The organism is Streptomyces sp. NBC_01241 (genome assembly GCF_041435435.1).
In the GTDB taxonomy this organism is placed as follows: domain Bacteria; phylum Actinomycetota; class Actinomycetes; order Streptomycetales; family Streptomycetaceae; genus Streptomyces.
The window spans coordinates 7,849,851-7,872,877 of record NZ_CP108494.1 but is presented as its reverse complement, the minus strand read 5'-3'; the positions used below and the strand labels follow the sequence as shown (position 1 = coordinate 7,872,877).

The following is a 23,027-nucleotide window of genomic DNA, read 5'->3' as shown; positions in this document are numbered from 1 at the left end:
GGTCACCCGGGTCCGTGGTTCCACCCACGGATTCCAGTGAGCCCTACCGGAGCCTGACAGAAGGCGGAAGCATGGACAGCAACAACCCGATGGACTTCACCGGACGAGTCGTGGTGGTCACCGGGGGCACCAAGGGCATCGGTGCGGCGATCGCCGAGGCGTTCCTCGGCGCGGGCGCGGATGTCGTCGTCTGCGGCCGCAACGAACCAGGGGCGCTGCCCGGCGCGAACGGCCGGCACGCCGTGTTCCTCCCGGCCGATGTCCGCGACCCCGCAGCGGCTGCGCGGCTCGTCGACGGCGCCGTGGACCGCTTCGGCCGGCTGGACGTCCTCGTGAACAACGCGGGCGGCTCCCCCGACGCCGAAGCGGCCACGGTCTCCCCGCGGTTCGTCGAGAAGATCGTCGCCCTCAACCTGCTGGCGCCGTTCTACGTGGCGCAGGCCGCCAACCGGGTCATGCGGACCCAGAGCGGTGGTGGCTCGGTCATCAACATCGGCAGTGTCTCCGCCCACGACCCACAGCCCGGCACGGCCGCCTACTCGGCCGCCAAGGCCGGTCTGCTCACCCTGACCAGGGCACTGGCCCTGGAGTGGGCGCCGAAGGTCCGGGTCAACCACATCACCACCGGTCTGATCCGCACCGAGAGCGCCGCGGCCGTCTACGGCGAGGACGGCGGGGCCGCGGTGGCGCGGGTCGTCCCGATGGAGCGGATGGCCCTCCCGGAGGATGTCGCGGGCGCCTGTCTGTATCTCGCCGGTGGCCTCGCCTCCTACGTCAACGGCGCCGACCTGGCGGTGCACGGCGGGGGCGAGTTCCCTTCCCGCTATCTCGCCGCGAAGTCCGGCGGGACCGGGTGAGGCCGGGCGGACGGGCCCGTTGAGGTCTGTGTGCGGGCCCGAGGGGGCCCGCACGGAAACGGCCGCGCGGATGCCGCGCGGCCGTTTCTCATTTCCGAACCGCCGTGACCCGATTTCCGTCACGCCGTGACCGGACCTTCCGTATGCCGTGACCGGACCTTCCGTATGCCGTGAGCGACTTTCCATCGCGTCCTGACGCGACGAGGGGCCACTGCCGGACTCCGGCAGCGGCCCCTCGTCAGCTCAGACCAGATTGTCCTCGACGGTGAGCCCGAATGCGCCGCGGCCGTACATCGCCAGCGCCCGTTCGACGTCGTTGGCCACGTGCACGCTGCCGGCGTGGGCGTCCCGCCAGGCGCGCTCGATGGGGTTGCCCCGGCGCAGCGAGTTGCCGCCCGCCGTCTTGAACAGCAGGTCCATCGCGGCGACGGCCCGCTCGGTGCCCCGCACCTGGTCCCGGCGCGTGCGCAGGCGCAGTTCCATGGGAATCTCGCGCCCCTCCTCCGCCAGGGCCGACAGCTCGCGCAGGTTGCGGTCCATCTGCAGCAGTGTCGCGTCGAGGTCGGAGGCCGCCCGCGCGATCGCGACCTGGGCGAAGGGGTCCTCGACGAACCTGCCGCCGCCCAGGCTGAGCCGGACCCGCTCCTTCATCGAGGAGATGTACGCGTCGTAGCCGCCCGCCACGGCGCCGATGACCGGAGCGGTGATCGCGCTGGTGAAGACGGCCCCGAACGGCAGCCGGTACAGGGGCCCGGGGTTGACCTTCTGGCCGGGTCCCTTCAGCTGCGCCTGCTCGTAGTTGCGGATCACCCGGTGGGCCGGGACGAACACCGGCTCGACGACGATGTCGTTGCTGGCGGTGCCGCGCAGTCCCACCACGTCCCAGACGTCCTCGATCCGGTAGTCGCAGCGGGGTACCAGCACCGTCATGAAGTCGACGGGACGGCCGTGCGCCCCGACGACCAGGGCCCCCAGCAGCGCCCATGCGGCGTGCCCGCAGCCGGAGGAGAAACTCCACCGGCCGGAGAGCCGGTAGCCGCCCTCGACGGGGGTCAGCCTGCCCACCGGGGCGTAGGCCGACGAGACCAGGGTGTCCTGGTCCTCGCCCCACACCTCGTCCTGCGCCTGCCGGTCGAACAGCCCCAGCTGCCAGGGGTGCACGCCCAGAACCGAGGCCACCCAGCCGGTCGAGCAGCAGACGGCGGAGATCGCCCGGACCACCTCGTAGAAGTCCACCGGGTCGCCCTCCAGCCCGCCGTAGCGCCGGGGCTGGAGCATCCGGAAGACCCCGGCGTCGACGAGTTCGCGGATCGTCTTCTCAGGCACCTGCCGCGACTCGTCGGTGTTCCGCGCCCGCTCCGCGATCGCGGGGAGCAGGGCGCGTACCGACTCCAGAACCTCGTTGCCCATCGTGCAGTCCTCCATGTCCGTGCGTCGTCATGTGCTCTGGAGCCCGGCCTTGTGGACCTTGCCGGAGGCGTTGCGCGGGAACTCCTGGAGCACGACGACCTCGCGCGGGACCTTGAAGTTCGCCAGCCTGTCGCGGCAGAAGCCGATCAGCTCGGCGGCTGCGGCCTCCGCACCCGGCCGCAGGGTCACATAGGCCCGTCCGACCTCGCCCAGCCGGCCGTCCGGGACGCCGACGACCGCGGCCTCGGCGACGGCGTCGTGCCGGCTGAGCACCTGCTCGATCTCCGCCGGGTAGACGTTGAAGCCTCCGACGGTGAACATGTCCTTCGACCGGCCGGTGATGGTCAGGTTGCCGCGTTCGTCGACGCGTCCCACGTCTCCGGTGGCCAGCCAACCGTCAGCGTCGACGGTCCCGGCGCTCGCCCGCGGATCGTCGAGGTAGCCGAGCATGACGTTGTAACCGCGGACCAGGACCTCGCCGTCCTGCCCCACGGGCACGGTCCGTCCTTCGCCGTCGACGACGGCCAGTTCCACGCCGTCGATCGGCCGGCCGGCAGTCAGCGCCACGGTCTCGTCGTCGTCCTCGACGGCGCACGCGGTCACGGTGCCGCAGCACTCGGTCAGTCCGTACGCGGTGAGGACGACGGGAAACAGTTCGGCTCTCATCCGCTGCACCAGGGCGATCGGCACCACGGCGGAGCCCGTCACGGCCAGGCGCAGGGAGGTCAGGTCGTACCGGGTCCGATCCGGCGCGTCCAGGATCGAGGTGTAGATCGTGGGCGGGCCCGGCAGGACGGTGACACGCTCCGCCTCGACGGCGGTCATCGCCTTCGTCACGTCGAACACGGCTTGCAGGACCATCGTCGCGCCCTGCAGCAGGCAGGCCAGGACCCCTGCCTTGTAGCCGAAGCAGTGGAACAGCGGATTGATGATCAGGTAGCGGTCGTCGCCGGTGACGCCGGTCCGGCCGCACCAGGCCCGGTACGTCGAGAGATTCTGCTGATGGCTCGTCAGCACTCCCTTGGGTCTGCCGGTCGTCCCGGAGGTGAACAGCAGATCCGACACGTCGTCGGGCCGTACGGACGCCCACTGCGCGACCGCCTCGTCCTCCGGGACCCGGCTGCCGAGCTCCACGAACGCCTCCCACGGCCGCGCGGCGGAATGCGCCGGGCCGCCGAGCGTCACCACGTCGAGGAGATCGGGCAGCCCCGGGACCGGTGTCTCCCCGGTGGCGTCCGTGCCGAGCATGGCCAGGTAGTCGTTGCCCAGGAAGCCGTTCTCGACCAGCAGGAGCCGCGTCCGGCTCTTTTCGAGCACCCCGCGCGCCTCGTCGCCCTTGTACCGCGTGTTGACGGGAACCAGGATCGCGCCGGCACCTGCGGCGGCGAGGGCGGTCACCACCCAGCGGTGGCTGTTGGGCGCCCACAGGGCGATCCGGTCGCCGCGCCGGACGCCGAGCGCCAGCAGCGACCTCGTGACCGTAAGGGCCTCGTGGCGCAGCTGCGCGTAGGTCAGCCGCACTTCGTCGTCCACGACCGCTTCCGTCCACGGATGGGTGGTCGCGGCGAGGTCCAGTGCGCCGGGAATCGTCAGCGGGCCCCTCATGAGCCGGGGAGCAGGCGCCGGGACGCCTCGTGGGCGCCGCGTACGAGTCCGGCGCGGGGGAAGCCGCTGCGCTTCTCGGCCGCCGTCTGGTTGCCTCCGGCGACCCACACGGGTCCGTCGGCGAGATGGGCCAGGCCCTCCTCCGCGACGTCGTCGGGCTCGGCCACCCGCAGTCCGGGCAGGTCCATGCGCAGGCCGGCCCGCTCCATCGCGGGGGTGCGGGTCACGCCGAGGACCAGTTCGAGGACGTGCACGCCGTACGGCTCCAACTCCAGCCAGAGCCCCTCGACGAAGACCCGGCTGAACGCCTTGGCGGCGGAGTAGATGCTGATCTGTGCCTGGCCCAGGTAGCCGGAGAGCGAGCCGACCAGCATGATGCCGCCCCGGCCGCGCTCCTTCATGCTCGCGCCGAAGTGGTGCGAGAGGGCGAGCTGGGCGGTGATGTTGAGGTCGATGACGCCCTGGACCCGGTCGAGGTCGCTGCTCACGAACTCGTGGCCGTAGCTGTTGGCGCCCGCGTTGAAGATCAGCAGCCCGACCTCGACGTCATCGGTCGCCTTGCGGATCGACGCCAGTGCGCCGGGGTCGAGGAGGTCGAGTTCGAGGGTGCGCACCTCGACGCCCTTCGCGCGGACCTCGTCGGCGGTCTGCCGCAGCGGTCCCGGCTTGCGTGCGACGAGGACCAGGTTGATTCCGGCGTCGGCGAGCCGGTGCGCGAAGGAGGCCCCCACGCCTTCGGATCCTCCGGCGACGACCGCCCACGGCCCGTACACGCTCTTGTCGATCATCGGCTTCCTTCCTGCCCCGGCGCGACGGCCGTCCTTCGGAACGCGGTGTGCCGGGGACGATAGGCCGGGGCACCGGGGGCGCGGCTGTCACGATCCCACTGGTCGGGATCTTCCTCGGGTGGGGGCTGCTCGCGGCCGGCAGCGGGCCGGTGCCGCGGTCCGGTCAGTCCGTCTGCTGCCGGGCGATGTCCATGGCCGCCAGGTAGGCGAAGACCATCGCCGAGCCGATGGGCACACCCGGACCCGGGTAGACCGGGCCGCTCACGGACGCCATGGTGTTGCCCGCCGCGTACAGGCCCGGGATGACGTCGCCGTCGGGTGTCGTCACGCGGGCCTGGTCGTCGGTGGTCAGGCCGCCCTTGGTACCGAGGTCGCCGAGTACGACGGGAACGGCGTGGAACGGCCCCTTCTCCAGCGGCACAAGATTGGGGTTCGGGCCCTCACCCGTAGCGAAGAAGCGGTCGTAGGGGTCTTCCCCGCGGTGGAAGTCCTCGTCCACGCCGGCCGCCGCGAAGCCGTTGAACCGCTCGACCGTTGCCGCGAGCTCCGCGGCCGGGACGCCGATCCGCTCCGCGAGGCCGGCCAGGGTGTCGGCCCTCTTCCACACGCCGCTGTCGAGGTACGGCTGGGCATCTTTGGGGTTCGCGCTGACGATACCGGGCGGCAGGCCCTCGGTCGTGCCGTCGTAGATCCAGTAGCAGGGCAGGGGGTTGCCGGTGGCCTCCTGGGCGAGCAGGGCGCGGCCCATCCGGTCGTAGGGAAGGGACTCGTTGGCGAACCGGCGTCCTTGGGCGTTGACGAAGATGCCGCCCCTGGCACCGAGGGTGAAAGACGCGGTCGATTCGTCCAGCGCCACGCTGGGGCACCACCAGCATTCGCCCAGCAGGTCGGTGCCCGCGCCGGCCGAGAGACCTGCCCGCAGCGCGTCGCCGGTGTTGGCTCCCGTCGGCCCCATGGTCCATCGGGCGTCCCGGGGGGCCTGATACGTCCGGCGCAGTTCGTCGCTGCCCTCGAAGCCGCCGGCGGCGAGGATGACGCCCGCACGGGCCCGGATACGCAGCCGGCGGCCGTCTCGCAGCGCGTGGACGCCGACGACCCGGCCGTTCTCCTGGATCAGTCCGTCCAGGGCGGTGCTGTGGCTCAGCCGCACCCGGGACGTCTCCCGCAGGGCCAGCAGGAAGCGCCCGATCAGAGCCTGTCCGCCCCCCAGGCGGGTCCGGGGCAGGTCCGCGCCCAGGCGGTCGGCCGCCCAGGAGGGGCGCAGGAGGTCCAGCAGGTCTCCGAGTTCCGCGGCGTCGATCTCCTCCGGCACTATCGAGCGTCCCCGGTCGAACCTTCCCGGAGCGTCGTAGTAGTCCGGGAACGCCGCGTAGCAAAAGCACAGGTGACGGCTCTCCTCCAGGAACGCGACCAGGTCCCCGCTGTGGTTGACGTAGGACTCCTGCAGCGACGTCCTGGTGCGTTCGCCGACTGTGGCGCGCAGGTAGCCGAGAGCCTGCTGTGCGCTGTCGTCGAGTCCGGACCTTTGCTGCGCCTGGTTGCCCGGCAGCCACAGGGAGGCGCCGGAGTAGGCGGTGGTGCCGCCGAAGAGCGGCGTCTTCTCGATGAGCATCGTGTCCAGTCCATGGGCTGCGGCCGTGTAGGCGCCGGTACAGCCGCCGCCTCCCGAACCGACCACGAGGACGTCGCACTCGGCGTCCCAACTTCCGGCTGGGGGCGGGCTGCTTGTGGCAATGGACATGGGGTTTCCTCCTGGCCGGTCGTCGATGTGCCGGTCAGCGTAGGAACAAGTGCCGTTGTCGCGGGTACGCCCAGTCCCGTTCACCGGGAGGAGAAGGGCCCGGCCGGACGCCTGAACGGACCGGCTCCCCTGCTCGGGCAGGCCGTTGCGTACGGAAACGAACCGGGTTCCGCCGGGGAAGCCGCCACCGGGTGCGGGCCCGGTCGCACTGAGTGGGATGCCGGTCCGCCCGTCCCGGCGCCTTGCCGCGTATCCTCGGCTGTCGTTCTTGTATCCGGCCGGGTTTGGGGGAATGGTGCCGAGAATCGCCGAGGCCAGGGCAGGTGCCGAACCCAGCTCTCCCGGTCAGCGGGCGCGTCAGCTGCGCATCCTCCGCGCGGCCGCGGAGCTCGCCGCCGAGCAGGACCTGGACCGGGTGCAGATGCATGAGGTGGCCAAGGCCGCCGGAGTGGCGATCGGCACGCTCTACCGCTACTTCCCTTCGAAGACCCACCTGTTCACCGCGGTCATGGCCGAGCAGATCGAAGGCTTCGGCGCACGGCTGCCCGAGCGCGGCGCCGACACCTCTGCGGTGGACGCCGTCTTCGAGACGCTGGCCAGCGCCACGCACAACCTGCTGCGCCATCCGACGCTCGCCACCGCGATGATCCAGTCGGCGAACTCCGCGAGCGCCGCGACCGTCACCGACGTGACGCGCGTCGACACCGGCTTCCGCGATCTCATGCTGAAAGCCTGGGGTGTGGAGCACCCCGCGGAGCAGCACCTCACCCGCGTCCGGTTGCTGACGCTGCTCTGGTACGGCGTCCTGCAGTCGCGGCTCAACGGGCGGATCTCCGCCGCCGACGCGGAGTCCGACCTGCGCATGGCGTGCGAGCTGCTGCTCGCGCCCGGCCCCACGCCCCTGGAGACGCGCTCGGGTTGATCCGCACCGGTCCGGGCGGAGCGCGCTGGTACGGGGCACACGAAGCGGGGGCTGTCTCCGGGAAGGAGACGGCCCCCGCTTCGTGTGCCCCGCGAGGGGTCAGTTCGCGGCTGCCACGTTCTCGACCCCGGTGGTGTCGAGTTCGGCGACGCTGAAGGCCGCGTAGTTGTGGTACGGGTTGCGCCCGCTGAAGTAGGGCGTCAGCTGGGAGTCGAGCTCCTCCGGGGTGAAGGTCCCGTCGGCCGCGGTGAACTTCCGTTCCACGGTGGGGGCCGCCATGAGAGCCACCATGTCGCCGTAGACGACGAACACCTGGCCGTTGATCTCTTCCGCGGCGGGTGAGGCCAGATAGCTCACGAACGTCCCGACCCGCTCGGGGGCGAGGATGTCCAGTCCGTCGTCGGCGTTCGCCCCGGCGCCGAAGACCGCCTCCGTCATGCCGGTGCGGGCCCGCGGGCAGATCGCGTTGGCGCGCACGCCGTAACGGGACAGCCCTTGGGCGGTGGCCAGGGTCAGCGCGGTGATGCCGGCCTTGGCCGCGGAGTAGTTCGGCTGGCCCGGGGCCCCGAAGAGGAAGGCCTCGGAGGAGGTGTTGACCACCCGCCCGTAGACGGGGCCGCCGACCGCCTTGGCAGCCGCCCGCCAGTGCGCCGCCGCCGCGCGCGAGACGGCGGCGTGCCCCTTGAGGTGGACGCGGATGACGTCGTCCCAGTCGGACTCGGTGAGGTTGAAGAGCATCTTGTCGCGCAGCACACCCGCGTTGTTGACGAGGATGTCCAGGCTGCCGAAGGTCTCCACCGCGGCCCGCACCAGCCGGTCGCCCATGGACCACTCGCCGACGTCGCCGGTCACCGCGACGGCCTCGCGGCCCAGGGCCTTGATCTCCGCGACGACCTCCTCGGCGGCCGGCCCCACGTCGTTCACCACCACGTTGGCGCCCCGGGCCGCGAGCGCCAGCGCCTCGCTCCGGCCGAGGCCGGCACCGGCGCCGGTGACGACGGCGGTACGCCCCACCAGGCTGTTCGTCGAGCTCATGCTGCCTCATTCCTCTCGTGCGACATGCGTTCCGAGAGTCCGAAACTAGTATGAATTCTAGTTCCGCCCGATGGGGTGTCCCGCTGAGCGGTGCGGGCCCCGTCGCTATGCGAAGCGGACCGACACCGGGCCCAGCCCGGCGAACTCGGCACGGAAGTCGTCTCCGGGCCGCACGTCGACCGCCCGGGTGCAGGAGCCGGGCAGCACGATGTGACCGGCCTCCAGCCGGACGCCGAACGACGCCACCTTGCGGGCCAGCCAGGCGACGGCCTCCGTCGGATCCCCGAGCACCGCACTGGTGTTGCCGCGCGCGATCTCCTCGCCGCCCCGGTACAGCACGGCGCCGATGTCGGTGAGGTCCAGGTCGCGCGGGGCGACCCGGGCGGCCCCCAGGACCACTCCCGCCGAGGAGGCGTTGTCGGCGATGGTGTCCGCGAGTCCGATCTTCCAGTCCTGGATGCGGCTGTCGATGAGTTCGATGCTCGCGACGACGTACTCCGTCGCGGCGAGGACGTCCTCGCCCGTGCACCCCTCTCCGGGGAGGCTCTCGCCGAGTACGTAGCCGATCTCGACCTCGATCCGGGGGAAGCAGTAACGGCCGGTGTCGACGGGGGTCTCTTCCGACAGCACCATGTCCGAGAGCAGATGGCCGTAGTCCGGCTCGTCGACCCCCATCATCTGCTGCATGACCTTCGAGGAGAGCCCCACCTTGTGGCCGCTCACGGTGACCCCCGTCGCCAACTGCCTGCGGATGTTCGCCAGTTGGATCTCGTAGGCATCGACCACATCGATACCGGGGAACGTCTCGGTGAGCGGGGCCACCGGTACCCGGTCCCGCTGTGCCGCCCACAACAGGTCTGCGGCTCCGGCACGCTGCGACGGCTCAAGCATCGTGGTCCTCCTCCTGGATCGGGGGTCCGCCCGTCGGGCGGGTGGAACGGAAACGGATACGGCCACCGGAGATCGCCGTGCGTTCGTGTGCCGACGTCTCGAACCGCAGGCCCGCGTCGCCGTCCTGCCATCCGTGGACGTCGAGCCGCTCGCCCGGGAACACCGGCGCGGCGAACCGGGCTTCGAGCTCCACCACGTCGGCCGGGTGGGCTCCCAGCGTCTCGGCCACGGGAAGGGTGACCGCGGCGAGCGTGCACAGACCGTGCAGGAACGGCCGGGGCATGCCCGCGGCCCGGGCGGCCTCCGGGTCGATGTGCATGTGGTGCCGGTCGCCGAGCAGCCGGTAGAGCGCCGCCTGGTCGGGGTGCGTGGTCACGGCCAGCCGCTGGTCGGCGGGTTTCTCCGGCCGTTTCGGGGCGCCGGCACCCCGGCCGCCGCCGAAGCCGCCGCAGCCGGGGGCGAACAGCGACCACGTCGCCACGAAGCACTCGCTCGCCACCTCGACGTCGAAGACGGCGGCGGAACCCTTGTCCCACACCTCGGCGACCCGGGCCGTCATCGCCACCTCGCCGCTCCTCGCCAGCGGAGCCAGCACCCTCAGCCGCTGGGCTCCGTGGACGGCGGTCCTGATGTCGAAGGCGCCCAGCGCGCCGAGGGCGTCGGGAGCCCACTGCGCCAGCGTCAGCGCGAACGTGGGCAATACCCGCAACCGTTCCTCGAACACCAGATCGAGGTCGCTCGCCCGCGCTCCGACCGCGAGCGCGTACAGGATCGCGTCGCGTTCGGTGTACGAGACGGTACGGGTGCCGAGATCGCGGCCGCGCCACGGGGAGGCGGTCATCGGGCGGTTCCCAGGACGAGTCCGCTGGTCGGTACCCCGGTCCCCGCGGTGACGAGGACGTTGCCGACTCCGTCGGGCTGGTTCACCGAGGTGCCGCGGACCAGCCGGACGCCCTCCGCGATGCCGTTCATGCCGTGCAGATAGGCCTCGCCGAGCTGACCGCCGTGGGTGTTCACCGGAAGCCGGCCGCCGATCTCCAGGTTCCCCTCCGCGATGAAGTCCTTGGCCTCGCCCGTCCCGCAGAAGCCCAGCTCCTCCAGCTGCGGCAGCACCAGCGGGGTGAAGTGGTCGTACAGGATCGCGGCGTCGATGTCGTCGGGCCCGAGGCCGCTCTGACCGTACAACTGCCGCCCGACCAGGCCCATTTCCGGAATGCCGCTGATCGTCGGCCGGTAGTAGCTGGTCATCATGTGCTGGTCGGCTCCCAGTCCCTGGGCCGCGGCGCGGATCACCGCGGGCGGGTGGGGCAGGTCGCGGGCCCGCTCCGCCGACACGACGACCAGGGCCTGGCCGCCGTCGGTCTCCTGGCAGCAGTCCAGCAGGCGCAGCGGTTCGGCGATCCAGCGCGAGTTCTGGTGGTCCTCCAGGGTGATGGGCCGCCCGTGGAACCACGCGGCGGGATTGTTCGCGGCGTGCTTGCGGTCGACAACGGCAACCCGGCCGAAGTCCTCACTGGTGGCGCCGTATTCATGCATGTACCGGCGGGCGAACATGGCGACCCACTGGGCGGGGGTGCTCAGTCCGAACGGGGTCATCCAGGCGTACGCGGCACGGTCGGCGGTGGTGTCCATCGGCCGGTCGGCCTGCCCGAGCCCGTACCGTTCGCCGGAGCGCTCGTTGAACGCGCGGTAGCAGACGACCACCTCCGCGGCGCCCGTGGCGACGGCCATGGCCGCCTGCTGCACGGTCCCGCAGCCGGCGCCGCCGCCGTAGCCGATGCGGGAGAAGAACGTCAGCTCCCCCATACCGGTGTTGCGGGCCAGGTGGATCTCGGAGTTGGTCTCGGCGGTGAAGGTGACCAGGCCGTCGACGTCGGACGGCTTCAGCCCGGCGTCGGCGAGGGCGGCGAGCACAGCCTCGCAGGCCAGTTGGAGCTCGCTGCGCCCGGAAAACTTGGAGAACTCGGTGGCCCCGATGCCCACCACGGCGGCGGCACCGGACAGGGCGCTGACGGTCATCGGTGCCCCGCCCCCTCCGGAAGTCGCACGGTCACCGTGCCGGTGACATGGGTGCCCAGGCTGTTGGTGCCCCGCACGGAGATCTCCAGCCCGCGGTCCTCGTCGGTCCTGGCCGTGACGGTGCCGCTGAGCACCATCGTGTCGCCGGGGTGGTTGGGCGCGCCGAGCCGGATCCGGATCGCCTTGACGACCGCGGCCGGGCCGGCCCATCCCGTGATGTACCGGTCGACCAGTCCGTTGCTGGTCAGGATGTTCATGAAGATGTCCTTCGAGCCGCGCTGCCGCGCCAGTTCGGGGTCGTGGTGCACGTCCTGGTAGTCGCGGCTCGCGAGGGCGGTGGCGACGATGAGCGTGCGGGTGAGCCGGATCGACAGCTCGGGGAGAGTGTCGCCGATGGCCACCTCCTCGTACGTCCGCGTGGCCGGCGCCGTCCGTGTGGCCGGTGGTGTGCTTCGGGCCGGTGGTGTGCTTCGGGCCGGTGCCGTCATGAGGCCACCGCCTCGCGGGCCAGGAGCGCGCCGAGCCGGGAGAGGTCGGCGCCCGCCCCGCCCAGGGTCGTCGAGATCTGTTTGCCCCACAGGAAGTGGCGGTGCACCGGATAGTCGGTGTCCACGCCGATGCCGCCGTGCACGTGCTGGACCCGGTGGACGACGTTCAGTCCGCCCTCGGTGGCCCACCACTTGGCGACCAGCGCCGCCCGGGCCGCGCCTTCGCCGTCGTCGAGCGCGGTCACCGCCTGCCACAGCGCCACCCGCATCGCCTCGATGTCGATCCAGCAGTCGGCGAGCTGGTGCTGCACGGCCTGGAAGGTGGCCAGCGGACGGCCGAACTGCCGGCGCTCGCCCAGATAGCCCGCGGCGTGCCGCAGCGCGCCCTCGGCGACCCCGAGCTGTACGGCGGCCAGCGCGACGGCGGCGCGTTCGACGGTCCACTCCACGGTTCCGGTGCCCGGGGCGCCGACCGCCTCGGCGAGCGCACCGTCGAGCGTGAGCTGCCCGGCAAGGTCGTGGCTGGTGGTCTCGGCGTGGTCCCAGATGACCCCGGCGGCGTCCGCGGCGACGAGGAAGAGACCGGTGCCCGCTTCGGTCGTGGCGGTGACGAGCACCTGCCCGGCGCCCGCGGGCGAGGGCACCACGGCCTTGGTGCCGCTGAGCCGCCAGTCGTCCCCGTCGGCCGTGGCGGTCGTCAGCGGTGCGAGCGGATCGGCCGGGCCGAACTCCTCCAGCGCGAGCGTCGGCCGGGCCGTGCCGTCGGCCACGGCCGGCAGGAGCGTACCGCGCTGCCGCTCGGAGCCGTGCGCGTCGACCGCGAGGGCGGCGACGACGGCCGGCCAGATCGGGACAGGTGCCACGCACCGCCCCTGTTCCTCCAGCAGGACGCACAGCGCGGCCGTCCCGAGTCCGGCGCCGCCGGCCTCCTCGGGCAGGGCCGTGCCGAGCAGCCCGGCAGCGGCCAGGTCGGCCCAGAGCTTACGGTCGACACGGGTTTCGGACGTCTCGATCTCGCGCAGCCGTTCGGGGGTGGCCCGGTCGGTGAAGATCTCACGTGCCAGGTCCCGGACTGCTTCGAGCTCTTCTCCCAGCGAGAAATCCACTAGTGGTCCTCCGTCGCGACAGGCCGGAACACCGGCAGTGAAAGGTCGGGGTCGGCGTCCAGCCAGTCGAGGACGACGGGCATGCCGATGGCGACGTCCTCGGGCGCGATGCCGGCCAGGTTGGTGATGAGCCGGGTGCCCTCGGCCAGTTCGACGACCGCGACGACCACCGGGAACGCGAAGGCCGGATGCCGCGGGTGGTGGTTCACCGTGAAGCTGTAGACGTGGCCGCGCCCCGATGCCTCGACGGTGTCCCGGTCCGGGGAGTTGCACCGCGGGCAGCAGGGCCCCGGCGGGTGCCGCAGGGTCGCGCAGGAGGAACAGCGCTGGATCAGCAGGCGGTGCTCCTTGGCCGCCTCGAACCAGAAGACGTTGTCGCGGTTGAGGGCGGGCCGTGGCCGCAGCGCCGCCGGTTCCCGCCCCGGCGCCGCGGCCGGTTCCGCGACCGCCTCCCGCTCCGGCTCCGGCTCCGGCTGCGACTGCGACTGCGACTGCGACTGCGCGGGACGGAACCGCAGGGTGCGCCAGCGCTGGGTGGCGACCGGCTGCCCGTCCTGGTCCCGGTAGGTCTTCACGGTGGTGACGAACCGTCCGACGCCGAGCCCGGTCCGTTTCTCCGGTGAGATCGACTCGACCACCTCCTGCACGCCGACGTGGTCCCCCGGCTCCAGTTCGCGCAGGAACTCCAGCTCGGAGTCGGTCGCCACCACGGAGGTGTAACCGCCCGCGTCCAGCAGCTCGACCAGCTCGTCGAACCCGCTGTACGCACCCGGCGGGGCCGTCGTGGCGGCATAGCCCCGCATCGTCCACGCCTGGACCATCGACGCAGGGGCCACCACACCGGCGCGTCCCGTGGCGCGGGCCGCCTCGTCGTCGACGTACACCGGATTGCCGTCCCCCATCGCCTCCGCCCAGTGCCGGATCATCGGCCGGTTGACGGGGTCCTGGCCCGGGGCGAGCGGCTTCAGTTCGCGGCCGACGAAGGCCCGCAGCTGCTCCTCGTACTCCTCGTTCACGCGCCACGCCCCTTGCGGGGAAGGCCCAGGCCCTGGGTGGCGACCATGTCGCGGAGGACCTCGTTGACGCCGCCGCCGAAGGTGTTCACGATGCCCTGGCGCGAGAGCTGCTCCACCTGTCCGGCCAGCACCGCGCCCGGCGACTCGGGCCGGACGCGCCCCGCCGCTCCCAAAATCTGGGTCAGGCTCCGCTGTACCTCGATATGGGTCTCGGTGCCGTACGTCTTGGCCGCGCCGGCCTCGGCTCCGGTCAGGGTGCCCTGGGCGACCGCGCCGGTCATCTTCCAGTTCATCAGCCGCATCGCCTCCAGCCGGGCGTGGGTGCGTGCGAACTCCTGGCGGACCCACGGCAGTTCGATGGTGCCGTTGGCCTTGGCCCACTCCAGGACGCGCTCCCACAGCTGGATCATCCGGCCGCCCAGCGCCGCCAGGCCGATGCGCTCGTGGTTGAGCTGAGCCGTGATCAGCCGCCAGCCGCCGTTCACCTCGCCCACCACCTCGGTGGCCGGCACCCGGACACCGCTGTAGTAGGTGGCGGTGACGACCATGCCGCCCACGGTCCGGATGGGGCTCCAGGAGAACCCCTCGGCGTCGGTCGGGACGACCAGGATCGAGATGCCCTGGTGCTTGGGGGCGTCGGCGTCGGTCCGGACGGCCAGCCAGATGTGGTCGGCGGTGTTGGCGCCACTGGTGAAGATCTTGCTGCCGTCGACGACGAAGCCGTCGCCGTCACGGACGGCCCGCGTCGTCAGCGACGCCAGGTCCGTGCCGGCCTCGGGCTCGGTGTAGCCGATCGCGAAGACGATGTCGCCGGAGAGGATGCCCGGAAGGAAGCGTTCCTTGTGCTCTTGCGACCCGTACGCCATGAGCGTGGGGCCGACGGTGTTCACGGTGACGAACGGGAACGGGAGACCGGCCCGCTGGACCTCGTCGAAGAACACGTACTGTTCCTCGATCGAGCGGCCCTGGCCCCCGTACTCCTTCGGCCAGCCGATGCCCAGCCAGCCGTCGGAGCCGAGCCGCTTGACCACCTCACGGAAGCGGTCACCGCCTACGCCCTCCTCGCCGACCCGGCGGCGCTCCTCCTCGGGCATCAGGCCCGAGAAGTACCTGCGCAACTCCTTGCGCAGCTCGCGCTGTGCGGCACTCTCGCGCAGTTGCATGTGGTTCTCCTGTCGTTGTCGCCGGCGGGCGTGGTCAGGGAAGGAAGCGCGCACGCCCGTTGGCGAGGAACTCGCCACGCAGTGCCGTCTTGTCCTCGTCGGTCATGGGTACGTAGTCCGGCTCCCCGCGTCCGGCCCAGCGGTAGACCGGGTCCTTTGTGCGCCAGCCCTGGAGCTGCATCTCCTTCTTGCGCAGCTTGTTGGAGCCGGTGCTCGGGAGGGCGTGGGAGACCCGGACGAAGCGCGGTGCGCCCTTGGTGCCGAGGTCCTCCTGCCGGGTCAGGAACTCCGGCAGCCGCAGCTCCTCGAAGCGTGTGCCCTCGGGGATCTCGACCGCGGCCATCACCTGGTCGCCGGAGCGGGGGTCGGGCACACCGAAGACTCCGGCGGCGACGATGGCCGGGTGCCTGCGCAGGATCCGTTCGGTCAGCAGCGCCGAGGTGTTCTCCCCGTCGACGCGGATCCAGTCGCCGGAACGGCCCGCGAAGTAGAACCAGCCGGACTCGTCGACGTATCCGAGGTCACCGGTCCAGTACCAGCCGTGGCGTACGCGTTCGGCGTTCGCGGCGTCGTTCTTGTAGTAGCCCTCGAACCTGGCGGCGCCCTCGGTGTCGACGATCTCCCCGATGGCCTCTTCCGGGTTCTGCACCCTGCCGTGCTCGTCGAGGACGGCGGGCGGGCACTGCTCGCGGCTCTCCGGGTGGACGATCCTGACGCTGTCGCGGGCGGGCACACCGAGCGCCCCCACCGGGCCGCCGGGTGCCTGTTTGAGCATGCCGCCGCCCTCGCTCGAACCGTAGCCCTCGATGAGCCGGCACCCGAAGCGGCGCAGGAAGGCGGCCTGGTCCTCCGGGGAGGCTTCCGTGCCGAAGGCGTGGGTCAGCCGGTTGTCGCCGTCGCCGGCCTGCTCGGGTGTCGCCAGGACGTAACCGATCGCCTTGCCGACGTAGGTGAAGAAGGTTGCTCCGAAGTGCTTGACGTCCGGGAGGAAGCCGGAGGCCGAGAACTTGGGGGTGAGGGCGATGGTGGCGCCGGCGGTCAGGGCGGGAGCCCACAGCATCATCAGCGCGTTCCCGTGGAACAGCGGCATGGGGCAGTAGCAGATGGCGTCGCGGCCGATGTCGTACTTGGCGCAGTTGGCGCGGGCGAGCGCGGTCAGCCGGCCCTGCGAGCAGATTGCCGCCTTGGAGGCGCCCGTCGTACCGGAGGTGAACAGCAGCAGCATCCGGGTGTCCGCGGTGACGGCCGGGTCCCGGACCGGGTCGGCGGCGTACCCGGCCGCCTTCTGTGCGAATCCCGGCTCGTCGACGACCAGGATCCGGTCCCGGTCCACGCCGGTGTCGAGGCCGGCGAGCAGTGCGAGGCCGGCGCGGTCGGTGACGAGCAGCCCGCAGTCGGCATGCCGCACCTCCTGTTCGAGCTGGGCGCCGCGGCGGGTGGAGTTGATGCCGACGACGGTCGCGCCGCTGAGGGCGGCACCGCCCAGCCAGAAGATGAACTCGGGCACGTTGTCCAGCAGTACACCGATGTGGAACGGCCCCTCGGTGCGGAGCGACCCGGCCCAGGATGCGCGCGCCGCGCTCTCCCGGACGACCTCGTCCCAGGTCCAGCTGCGCTCGCGGGTGCGCAGACCCACGTGGTCGTCCCCGGCCCGGGCAAGCAGCAGGTCGGCAATCGTCTCGTGTGGCAACGTCGGTCCCTCTCACCCGTTGACCGGGGTTTCCCGCTGTCGGTGCGGGCGTCGACGCGTGCAGATGTGCGCGCCGGGCCGCCCGCCGTGAATGGTGCTGCGCTGATGCCTCGATGGACGTGGCACGACGGAGAGTTCGCGTGGTCCTGAACCGTCGGCCGGTCCTCGCTCCGAGCCTCCTCCGGCGCACCGGTCAAGGTGCTGACCGCGACGTTAGCCCGGAGGGTTTCCCCTGGTGCGGGCCGTCCCGCTGACCGGGAGGCCGGCGGATGGGGAGAACGAGCGGTCCGTCAGTCGAAGTTGGCCTGGCCGCCGTCGAGCGGCACGGTCGCGCCGGTGAGATAGCGGGCGTCCGGTCCGCAGAGCATCACCACGGCCCGTCCGATGTCCTGCTCGCAGTCGCCGACGTAGCCGAGCGGGATGGACTCGCAGAACGCGGCGGCCTCCTCCGGATGGGCGGTCTGCCATTTCTCGTAGGCGGGCGATGTGGCGTGCGGTGCCACCGCGTTGACGCGGATGTTGTCGGGCCCCCACTCGCCGGCGGCGCTGCGGGTCAGGGAGCGGACGGCCACCTTGGCGGCGGCGTACGCGCCGTAGTTGCGCAGGTCCCAGCGGACCATGGCCGAGGTGACCAGGTTGACGACGACGCCGCCGCCCCGTCGCTTCAGATGCGGGTGGGCGGCCTTCATGAAGGCGAAGGTCGCGAAGGGGCCGCTGTGGAAGCCCTTGCGGAACTGCGCGTCGCTCATCGACAGCAGCGGGCCGTAGGCGCCCGTGTACGCGTTGTTGACCAGGATGTCGATGCCGCCGAACCGGTCGGCGACCGCGTCCACCACCTCGGGAACGTGGTCGGTGTCGCTGACGTCGCAGACGAAGGGTTCGGCCCGGACGCCACGGGCACGCAGCAGTTCGCAGGTCGCTTCGAGCTTCTGCGGTGTCCGCCCGAGGACGGCGATCGACGCGCCCTCGGTCGCGAGCGCGAGGGCGATGCCCTGGCCCACTCCTTGTCCGGCCCCGGTGACGACCGCGACCTTGTCCTCAAGACTTCCCACCGGTCTGCCTCTCTTCGTGTGCGGGTGTGCTCCGGCTCTTCGGGTGCTGGTGTGCTGCGGCCCGGGTGTTCAGCGCGGGCGGGCCAGGTGCTTGGCGATGAACAGTCCCTCCGCGCTCACGCAGTCCCGGCCGCCGGCCGAGATGGTCCCGACGGTGCGGATCTTCGCGCCGTCCACATGGACCTGGCGGCCGGTGACCATCAGCGGTTCGAACAGCGGGGTGGGACGGTGGTAGCGCAGGGTGAGTTCCGCCGTCATGCCGGAGGGGCCGCCCCAGTGGTTCGCGACGCCGAGGGTGTGGTCCAGGAGCAGCGCCGAAATGCCGCCGTGCACGTGTCCGGGCGGCCCCTGGTAGGGCAGGCCGAGGGTGACGGTGCCCTCGATGGAGCCGTCGTCCCGGCCGTACAGCTTCAACGGGGGCGCGAGGGCGTTCTCGGGGCCGGTCGCCGGGTCGTGCCTGGTCACGCCCTCACCGTTCCACATGTCGACCAGGCGCTCCTCGCGGGCAGGAGCGTGCTCCTCCAAGTGGTCCGCGACCGCGTGAAGTTGCTTGGCGACGCACGACATGTCGGCGTCCGACCGGTCGCCGGCCAGCAGCAGCGCGGCGATCACCCGGCGGGCCGCGGTGACGGCCGCGTCCAGTCCGGTGTCGTGGGTCTCGGCCACCAGCGGCGGCCGTGCGGCGGCCTCGCCGTCGGTACGGGTGTCGGTTCCGGTGCTCATGAGGTGACCTTCGCCGTCGCGTGGGTGAGTACCGGGGCGTTGTCGCGTTCGGGGCAGGTGGAGTGCAGCACCAGCCGTTCTCCTTCTCGCCACACCGAGGTGCGGATGGTCTCGCCCGGGAACAGCGAGCCCGCGAACCGTACGGAGAAACCGTTCAGCCGCGTCACGTCACCGTCGAGCGCTCCGTCGACGAGCGCCTTGCAGACGAGTCCGTACGAGGCCAGCCCGTGCAGGATCGGCCGGTCGAAGCCCGCCGTCCGGGCGAACTCGGGGTCGGCGTGGAGCGGGTTGAGGTCTCCGTTGAGCCGGTACAGCAGCGCCTGCTGCGGGGTGGTGGGCGTTTCGAGCACGATGTCGGCCGGGCGCTGCGGCGCCGTCCAGGAGGTCTCCGGTCCGGCCTCTCCCCCGAAGCCGCCCTCCCCGCGGGCCCAGATCTGCACGTTGGTGGTCCACAGCGGCTCGCCGTCGGGGCCGGCCGCGGCCGACTCCAGCACGATCACCGCCGCCTTCCCCTTGTCCCACACCTCGGCGACTCGCGAGGTGACCGTGGCCGAGCCCGAGGGCGGCAGCGGCCGGTGGATCTCAAGTCCCTGGCCCGCGTGGAGGATCGAGCGAAGGTCGGTATCGATGCCGGGCATGTTCACGGACATCGTGGGCACCTCTCCGGCCGAGATGCCGGAGCCGGCCACCAGAGCGAAGGTGGGCAGCACCTGGAGGCCGCGCTCGAAGGTCAGGTGCAGTTCCGGATCGGTGGCGGCGTCCGAACCGGCCCCGAGGCTGAGGTGGTACAGGAGCACGTCGCGGGTGCTCCAGCTGATCTCGCGCACGGACGGGTCCGCGCTCAGCGCCTTGTGGCGGTCGATGGGCATGGTGGTTCTTCCTTCACGAGGGGTTTCGGCCCGGTGGCGCGGACGGCCCGGCCGGCCGCGCCGCGGTCGCGTCTTCAGGCACGCTTCGGGGTGGGCCTCGGGTCGCGGTCCAGGCCCAGCAGGCGTTCGCCGATGATGTTCAGCTGGACCTCCGTCGTACCGCCCGCGATCGACAGACAGCGGGAGTTGAGGAACATCCAGGTGGCGTCGTGACGCCGGCCCTCGCCGGTCAGCGCGGCGCTGCCCTGCCAGTCCATGGCGGTCTCCCAGACCTGCTGCTGATGCTCGACGCCGAGGAGTTTGGCGATGCTGGCCTCCGCGCCCGGCTGGTGTCCGGAGACCGAGCGCAGCGTGGTGCGCAGGCCGAGCAGGCCGCCGGACTGCGCGTCGCAGAGGATCCCGCCGAGGGTGGTGAGCCGTTCGTCGTCCATCTCGTGGGGTGCAGCGGCGGCGATGTCGAGCAGCGCCTCGCCGCCGGACCCCAGCGACGAGTCGTGGGAGAGGGCGACCCGCTCGTTGGCGAGCGTGGTGCGGGCGAGTTTCCAGCCGTCGCCCGGCTGTGCGACGAGCATGTCGTCGGGGACGAACACGTCGTCGAGGAAGATCTCGTTGAACTCCGACTCGCCGGTGATCTGCCGCAGCGGGCGGATGTCCAGGCCGGGGGCGGTCATGTCCAGCAGGAAGTACGACAGTCCCTTGTGCTGGGGTGCGGCGGCGTCGGTCCGGGCCAGCAGGATGCCCCAGTGGGCGTCGCGGGCCATGGAGGTCCACACCTTCTGTCCGGTGATCCGCCACCCGCCGTCGGTCTTCTGGGCGCGGGTGCTCAGGGCCGCGAGGTCGGAACCGGCTCCGGGCTCGCTGAAGAGCTGGCACCAGACGATGTCGCCGCGCAGGGTCGGTGCGAGGAACCTTTCCTGCTGGGCGGCGTTGCCGTGGGTGATGATGGTGGGGACGACCCAGCCGCCGATGATCATGTCGACGGGGGTCAGGCCCGCCGTGCGGATCTCCTGCGCGATGACCAGCTGGGTCACGGCGTCGGCGCCCTTCCCCCAGGGTGCGGGCAGGTGCGGTGCGGTGTAGCCGTGGTCGGCGAGGTGGACGAGCCGTTTCCGGCCTTCCAGGGCGGCCGCGGAGCTCAGTTCGGCGCGGACGCCGGCGCGTATCTCTTCTGCCTCGGGCGGCAGTTCGACGCCCAGATGGCGGCGGGCGCCGTCCAGGGTGAGCCGGGCCACCCGGCGGCGCCACCGGGCGGTCGGGCCGAGGGTGAGGCGCAGGGTCTGGACCCGGCGCAGCCAGAGGTGGGCGTCGTGCTCCCAGGTGAAGCCGATGCCGCCGAGGACCTGGATGGCGTCCTTCGTGGTGGTGAACGCCGCTTCGACGCTGGTCGCCCCGGCGACGGCGGCGGCGAGGGACGCCTCCGCCGGGTCCTGGACGGCACCCGGTTCGCCCGCGCGGGCGGCGTCCCAGGCGCAGGCGCGGGCCTGTTCGGCAAGCGCGAGCATCCGTGCGCAGCGGTGTTTGACGCCCTGGAACTGGCCGATGGGGCGGCCGAACTGCTCGCGCACCCGGGCGTATTCGGCCGAGACGGCGACGGCCCGGTCGGCGATGCCGGAGGCCTCCGCCGCGAACAGGACCGCGGCCAGGTCGAGCGGGAGCTGCTGGTCGACCGCCAGTACGGCGGTGGCCGGGACGGCCGTGTTCCGCAGGCGCACCCGGGACGGGCGGCGGGCCAGGTCGTGGCCGGCCACGTCGGTGGTGTCCGCCGAGGCGCGCGGCAGCACGAACCACGTCGTGCGCTCGCCCTCGCGGGCGGGCAGTACGAACAGGTCGGCGAGGTGGCCGCCGATGACGAGTTCGGACTCGCCGGAGACCGTCGCGGCGCCGTCGTCGCCGCGGGAGAGCGTGAGGCTGCCGGCTCCCAGGCCCACCGCGCCGATCGTGGTGCCGTCGGCGAGCCGGGCCAGATGCTCCTGGTGTCCCGCCCGTTGCAGGACCGCGGCGGCGAGGGTCGTCGGCAGGAAGGGGCCCGGGGCCATGGCCCGGCCGAGCTCCTCGATGACGACGGCGAGTTCGAGGAGCCCGTATCCGCCGCCGCCCGCCTCTTCGGGCAGGTGCAGGCCGAGCAGCCCTTGTCCGGCGAGGGTCTGCCAGAACGGTGGGAGCATCTCCTGCTCGGCACTCACCGCCTTGCGGACGACGTCCTGGGTGATGTGCCGGTTCGCGAACGTGCGTACGGTGTCGCGCAGGTCGCGGTGCTCTTCGGTCAGTCCGATGGTCATGGCGTCCCTCAGATCCGTTCGATGATCGTCGCCGTGGAGTGCGCTCCGCCGGCACACATGGTGATCAGCGCGGTGGACTTGTCGCCGCGCTCCAGCTCATGGAGGGCCTGGGTGATCAGCCGGGCGCCGGTCGAGCCCACCGCGTGGCCGAGGGCGATGGCTCCCCCGTTGACGTTCACCTTGTCCATGTCGGCGCGGTGGACCTGCGCCCACGACAGCACGACGGAGGCGAACGCCTCGTTGATCTCGACCACGTCGATGTCGGCCAGCGTCATGCCGGCCTTGCGCAGCACGTGGTCGGTCGCCTCGATGGGCCCGTCGAGGTGGTAGTACGGGTCGGAGCCGACCATGCCGGAGGCGACGATCCGGGCCCGCGGGCGCAGTCCGAGGCGGTCGGCGCGCTCCGCGCTCATCAGGAGGACGGCGGCGGCGCCGTCGCTGATCTGGGAGGAATTGCCGGCGGTGTGGATGCCGTCGGGCAGCACCGTCTTCAGCTGGGCGAGACCCTCGGTCGTGGTGTCCCGGAGGCCCTCGTCGCGGGTCACGGAGGCGGTCTGCCCGGTCGGGCCCTCGGGGCCGGGCACCGGTGCCTCGGCCTCGATGATCTGTCGGTCGAAGCGGCCTTCCGCCCACGCCCGGGCGGCGTTGCGCTGGGAGGCGAGAGCGAGGGCGTCCGCGTCGGCCCGTGTGATGCCGCGTTTCCGTGCGATCCGCTCGGCGGCGGTGAACTGGTCCGGCATGTCCAGCGCGAAGTCCTCCGGTACCGGCCTGCCGGTGCCGGGGGTGAGCGCCTGTCCGAGGAAGACCCGGCTCATCGACTCGACGCCGCAGCCGATCCCGGCGTCGATCGCACCGGAGGCGATCAGCCCGGCGATCAGGTGCACGGCCTGCTGGGACGAGCCGCAGGCGCAGTCGATGGTGGTGCAGGCGGTGGCGTGCGGCAGTCCGGTGTGCAGCCAGGCGCTGCGGGTGACGTTGTTGGACTGCTCGCCGGCCTGGGTGACGCAGCCTCCGATCACCTGGTCCACCGTGTCGGGGGCGATTCCGGCGCGGTCCAGCAGGCCTTTCTGGGCCAGGCCCAGCAGCTCGGCCGGGTGCAGCCCCGACAGCGCTCCGCGACGCCGCCCGACCGGTGTGCGCGCGGCTTCGACGATGACGGCCTCGGGCATGGTTCTCCGTAGGGTGTGAGGCGGCCCCTGGCGGGCCGGGTCGGTTGGCGGACGGCTCGGCGGACCGGCCTGGTCCGTCGGTCGCGGCGCCTGCCGCGGCCTCGGGGAGGCTCGCGGCGTTCAGCACCACACCCAAAAACTAGAATTCGTTCTCGTGCGGTGCAATACCCAGTCCCACTGAATGGCTCCGCGTCGCCGGCCGGC

Annotated in this window: 20 protein-coding genes; 2 read left to right on the top strand and 18 right to left on the bottom strand. The window is 71.9% G+C overall.

Annotated elements, in window-relative coordinates:
- Window positions 1–71: 71 nt before the first annotated feature.
- Entirely contained in the window at window positions 72–857 is a 786-nt protein-coding gene (locus OG306_RS35755; RefSeq protein WP_266750533.1) for an SDR family oxidoreductase, read from the top strand.
- A 243-nt stretch (window positions 858–1,100) separates the two neighbouring features.
- Here the strand turns inward: OG306_RS35755 and hsaA are convergent, their stop codons facing one another.
- The 4 genes from hsaA to OG306_RS35735 all read right to left on the bottom strand — a co-directional run bounded on the left by hsaA (window position 1,101) and on the right by OG306_RS35735 (window position 6,401).
- Window positions 1,101–2,267: a 3-hydroxy-9,10-secoandrosta-1,3,5(10)-triene-9,17-dione monooxygenase oxygenase subunit gene (gene hsaA / locus OG306_RS35750; RefSeq protein ID WP_266750532.1), complete on the bottom strand. Its 1,167-nt coding sequence runs from the start codon at window positions 2,265–2,267 to the stop codon at window positions 1,101–1,103.
- Window positions 2,268–2,294: 27 nt separating this feature from the next.
- On the bottom strand, window positions 2,295–3,872 hold the full coding sequence (locus OG306_RS35745) for a FadD3 family acyl-CoA ligase (RefSeq protein WP_266750530.1): 1,578 nt from the start codon (window positions 3,870–3,872) through the stop codon (window positions 2,295–2,297).
- Window positions 3,869–4,660 carry an SDR family NAD(P)-dependent oxidoreductase gene (locus OG306_RS35740; RefSeq protein WP_266750529.1) on the bottom strand — a complete coding sequence of 264 codons (792 nt, stop codon included), beginning with the start codon at window positions 4,658–4,660 and terminating at the stop codon, window positions 3,869–3,871. Before OG306_RS35740 ends, OG306_RS35745 begins: the two co-directional genes overlap by 4 nt.
- 163 nt (window positions 4,661–4,823) lie before the next feature.
- Complete coding sequence (locus OG306_RS35735; RefSeq protein ID WP_266750527.1) at window positions 4,824–6,401, bottom strand: FAD-dependent oxidoreductase; 1,578 nt, start codon at window positions 6,399–6,401, stop codon at window positions 4,824–4,826.
- A 292-nt stretch (window positions 6,402–6,693) separates the two neighbouring features.
- Here OG306_RS35735 and OG306_RS35730 point away from each other — a divergent pair, with 292 nt between their 5' ends.
- A complete protein-coding gene (locus OG306_RS35730; RefSeq protein WP_266750526.1) occupies window positions 6,694–7,323 on the top strand; it encodes a TetR family transcriptional regulator in 630 nt (209 codons plus the stop codon).
- Between the two features lie 99 nt (window positions 7,324–7,422).
- Here OG306_RS35730 and OG306_RS35725 read toward each other — a convergent pair whose 3' ends face one another.
- The 14 genes from OG306_RS35725 to OG306_RS35660 all read right to left on the bottom strand — a co-directional run bounded on the left by OG306_RS35725 (window position 7,423) and on the right by OG306_RS35660 (window position 22,823).
- Window positions 7,423–8,358, bottom strand: coding sequence for a 3-oxoacyl-ACP reductase (locus OG306_RS35725; RefSeq protein ID WP_266750524.1), 936 nt, complete (start codon window positions 8,356–8,358; stop codon window positions 7,423–7,425).
- Between the two features lie 105 nt (window positions 8,359–8,463).
- A complete protein-coding gene (locus tag OG306_RS35720; protein WP_266750523.1) occupies window positions 8,464–9,249 on the bottom strand; it encodes a 2-keto-4-pentenoate hydratase in 786 nt (261 codons plus the stop codon).
- Window positions 9,242–10,090: a MaoC/PaaZ C-terminal domain-containing protein gene (locus tag OG306_RS35715; RefSeq protein WP_327349178.1), complete on the bottom strand. Its 849-nt coding sequence runs from the start codon at window positions 10,088–10,090 to the stop codon at window positions 9,242–9,244. The genes OG306_RS35720 and OG306_RS35715 overlap by 8 nt, the downstream gene beginning before the upstream one ends.
- Window positions 10,087–11,268 (bottom strand): lipid-transfer protein, encoded by a 1,182-nt coding sequence (locus OG306_RS35710; RefSeq protein ID WP_371666090.1) that lies wholly within the window; start codon window positions 11,266–11,268, stop codon window positions 10,087–10,089. The genes OG306_RS35715 and OG306_RS35710 overlap by 4 nt, the downstream gene beginning before the upstream one ends.
- Window positions 11,265–11,669 (bottom strand): MaoC family dehydratase, encoded by a 405-nt coding sequence (locus OG306_RS35705; RefSeq protein WP_327349179.1) that lies wholly within the window; start codon window positions 11,667–11,669, stop codon window positions 11,265–11,267. Before OG306_RS35705 ends, OG306_RS35710 begins: the two co-directional genes overlap by 4 nt.
- Before the next feature lie 83 nt (window positions 11,670–11,752).
- Window positions 11,753–12,862 carry an acyl-CoA dehydrogenase family protein gene (locus OG306_RS35700; RefSeq protein WP_371666089.1) on the bottom strand — a complete coding sequence of 370 codons (1,110 nt, stop codon included), beginning with the start codon at window positions 12,860–12,862 and terminating at the stop codon, window positions 11,753–11,755.
- Complete coding sequence (locus tag OG306_RS35695) at window positions 12,862–13,878, bottom strand: bifunctional MaoC family dehydratase N-terminal/OB-fold nucleic acid binding domain-containing protein (protein ID WP_371666088.1); 1,017 nt, start codon at window positions 13,876–13,878, stop codon at window positions 12,862–12,864. Before OG306_RS35695 ends, OG306_RS35700 begins: the two co-directional genes overlap by 1 nt.
- Window positions 13,875–15,041, bottom strand: a complete 1,167-nt coding sequence (locus OG306_RS35690) for an acyl-CoA dehydrogenase family protein (RefSeq protein ID WP_266750514.1) — start codon at window positions 15,039–15,041, stop codon at window positions 13,875–13,877. Before OG306_RS35690 ends, OG306_RS35695 begins: the two co-directional genes overlap by 4 nt.
- Before the next feature lie 34 nt (window positions 15,042–15,075).
- Entirely contained in the window at window positions 15,076–16,731 is a 1,656-nt protein-coding gene (locus tag OG306_RS35685; protein WP_371666087.1) for an AMP-binding protein, read from the bottom strand.
- 290 nt (window positions 16,732–17,021) lie between these two features.
- Entirely contained in the window at window positions 17,022–17,783 is a 762-nt protein-coding gene (locus OG306_RS35680; RefSeq protein WP_266750510.1) for an SDR family NAD(P)-dependent oxidoreductase, read from the bottom strand.
- A 69-nt stretch (window positions 17,784–17,852) separates the two neighbouring features.
- The gene (locus tag OG306_RS35675) at window positions 17,853–18,506 is read right to left on the bottom strand and encodes a PaaI family thioesterase (protein WP_371666086.1); all 654 of its coding nucleotides are present in this window, start codon (window positions 18,504–18,506) and stop codon (window positions 17,853–17,855) included.
- Window positions 18,503–19,375: a MaoC/PaaZ C-terminal domain-containing protein gene (locus OG306_RS35670; protein WP_371666085.1), complete on the bottom strand. Its 873-nt coding sequence runs from the start codon at window positions 19,373–19,375 to the stop codon at window positions 18,503–18,505. The genes OG306_RS35675 and OG306_RS35670 overlap by 4 nt, the downstream gene beginning before the upstream one ends.
- Window positions 19,376–19,449: 74 nt before the next feature.
- The gene (locus OG306_RS35665) at window positions 19,450–21,654 is read right to left on the bottom strand and encodes an acyl-CoA dehydrogenase (RefSeq protein WP_371666084.1); all 2,205 of its coding nucleotides are present in this window, start codon (window positions 21,652–21,654) and stop codon (window positions 19,450–19,452) included.
- Between the two features lie 8 nt (window positions 21,655–21,662).
- On the bottom strand, window positions 21,663–22,823 hold the full coding sequence (locus OG306_RS35660; RefSeq protein ID WP_371666083.1) for a steroid 3-ketoacyl-CoA thiolase: 1,161 nt from the start codon (window positions 22,821–22,823) through the stop codon (window positions 21,663–21,665).
- Window positions 22,824–23,027 lie beyond the last annotated feature (204 nt).

Coding starts and splice junctions, on each gene's coding strand:
- OG306_RS35690 (WP_266750514.1), bottom strand. CDS start 15,041: ATGCAACTGCGCGAGAGTGCCGCACAGCGCGAGCTGCGCAAGGAGTTG.
- OG306_RS35670 (WP_371666085.1), bottom strand. CDS start 19,375: ATGCCCATCGACCGCCACAAGGCGCTGAGCGCGGACCCGTCCGTGCGC.
- OG306_RS35675 (WP_371666086.1), bottom strand. CDS start 18,506: ATGAGCACCGGAACCGACACCCGTACCGACGGCGAGGCCGCCGCACGG.
- OG306_RS35745 (WP_266750530.1), bottom strand. CDS start 3,872: ATGAGGGGCCCGCTGACGATTCCCGGCGCACTGGACCTCGCCGCGACC.
- OG306_RS35660 (WP_371666083.1), bottom strand. CDS start 22,823: ATGCCCGAGGCCGTCATCGTCGAAGCCGCGCGCACACCGGTCGGGCGG.
- OG306_RS35730 (WP_266750526.1), top strand. CDS start 6,694: ATGGTGCCGAGAATCGCCGAGGCCAGGGCAGGTGCCGAACCCAGCTCT.
- hsaA (WP_266750532.1), bottom strand. CDS start 2,267: ATGGGCAACGAGGTTCTGGAGTCGGTACGCGCCCTGCTCCCCGCGATC.
- OG306_RS35740 (WP_266750529.1), bottom strand. CDS start 4,660: ATGATCGACAAGAGCGTGTACGGGCCGTGGGCGGTCGTCGCCGGAGGA.
- OG306_RS35735 (WP_266750527.1), bottom strand. CDS start 6,401: ATGTCCATTGCCACAAGCAGCCCGCCCCCAGCCGGAAGTTGGGACGCC.
- OG306_RS35710 (WP_371666090.1), bottom strand. CDS start 11,268: ATGACCGTCAGCGCCCTGTCCGGTGCCGCCGCCGTGGTGGGCATCGGG.
- OG306_RS35720 (WP_266750523.1), bottom strand. CDS start 9,249: ATGCTTGAGCCGTCGCAGCGTGCCGGAGCCGCAGACCTGTTGTGGGCG.
- OG306_RS35725 (WP_266750524.1), bottom strand. CDS start 8,358: ATGAGCTCGACGAACAGCCTGGTGGGGCGTACCGCCGTCGTCACCGGC.
- OG306_RS35715 (WP_327349178.1), bottom strand. CDS start 10,090: ATGACCGCCTCCCCGTGGCGCGGCCGCGATCTCGGCACCCGTACCGTC.
- OG306_RS35755 (WP_266750533.1), top strand. CDS start 72: ATGGACAGCAACAACCCGATGGACTTCACCGGACGAGTCGTGGTGGTC.
- OG306_RS35665 (WP_371666084.1), bottom strand. CDS start 21,654: ATGACCATCGGACTGACCGAAGAGCACCGCGACCTGCGCGACACCGTA.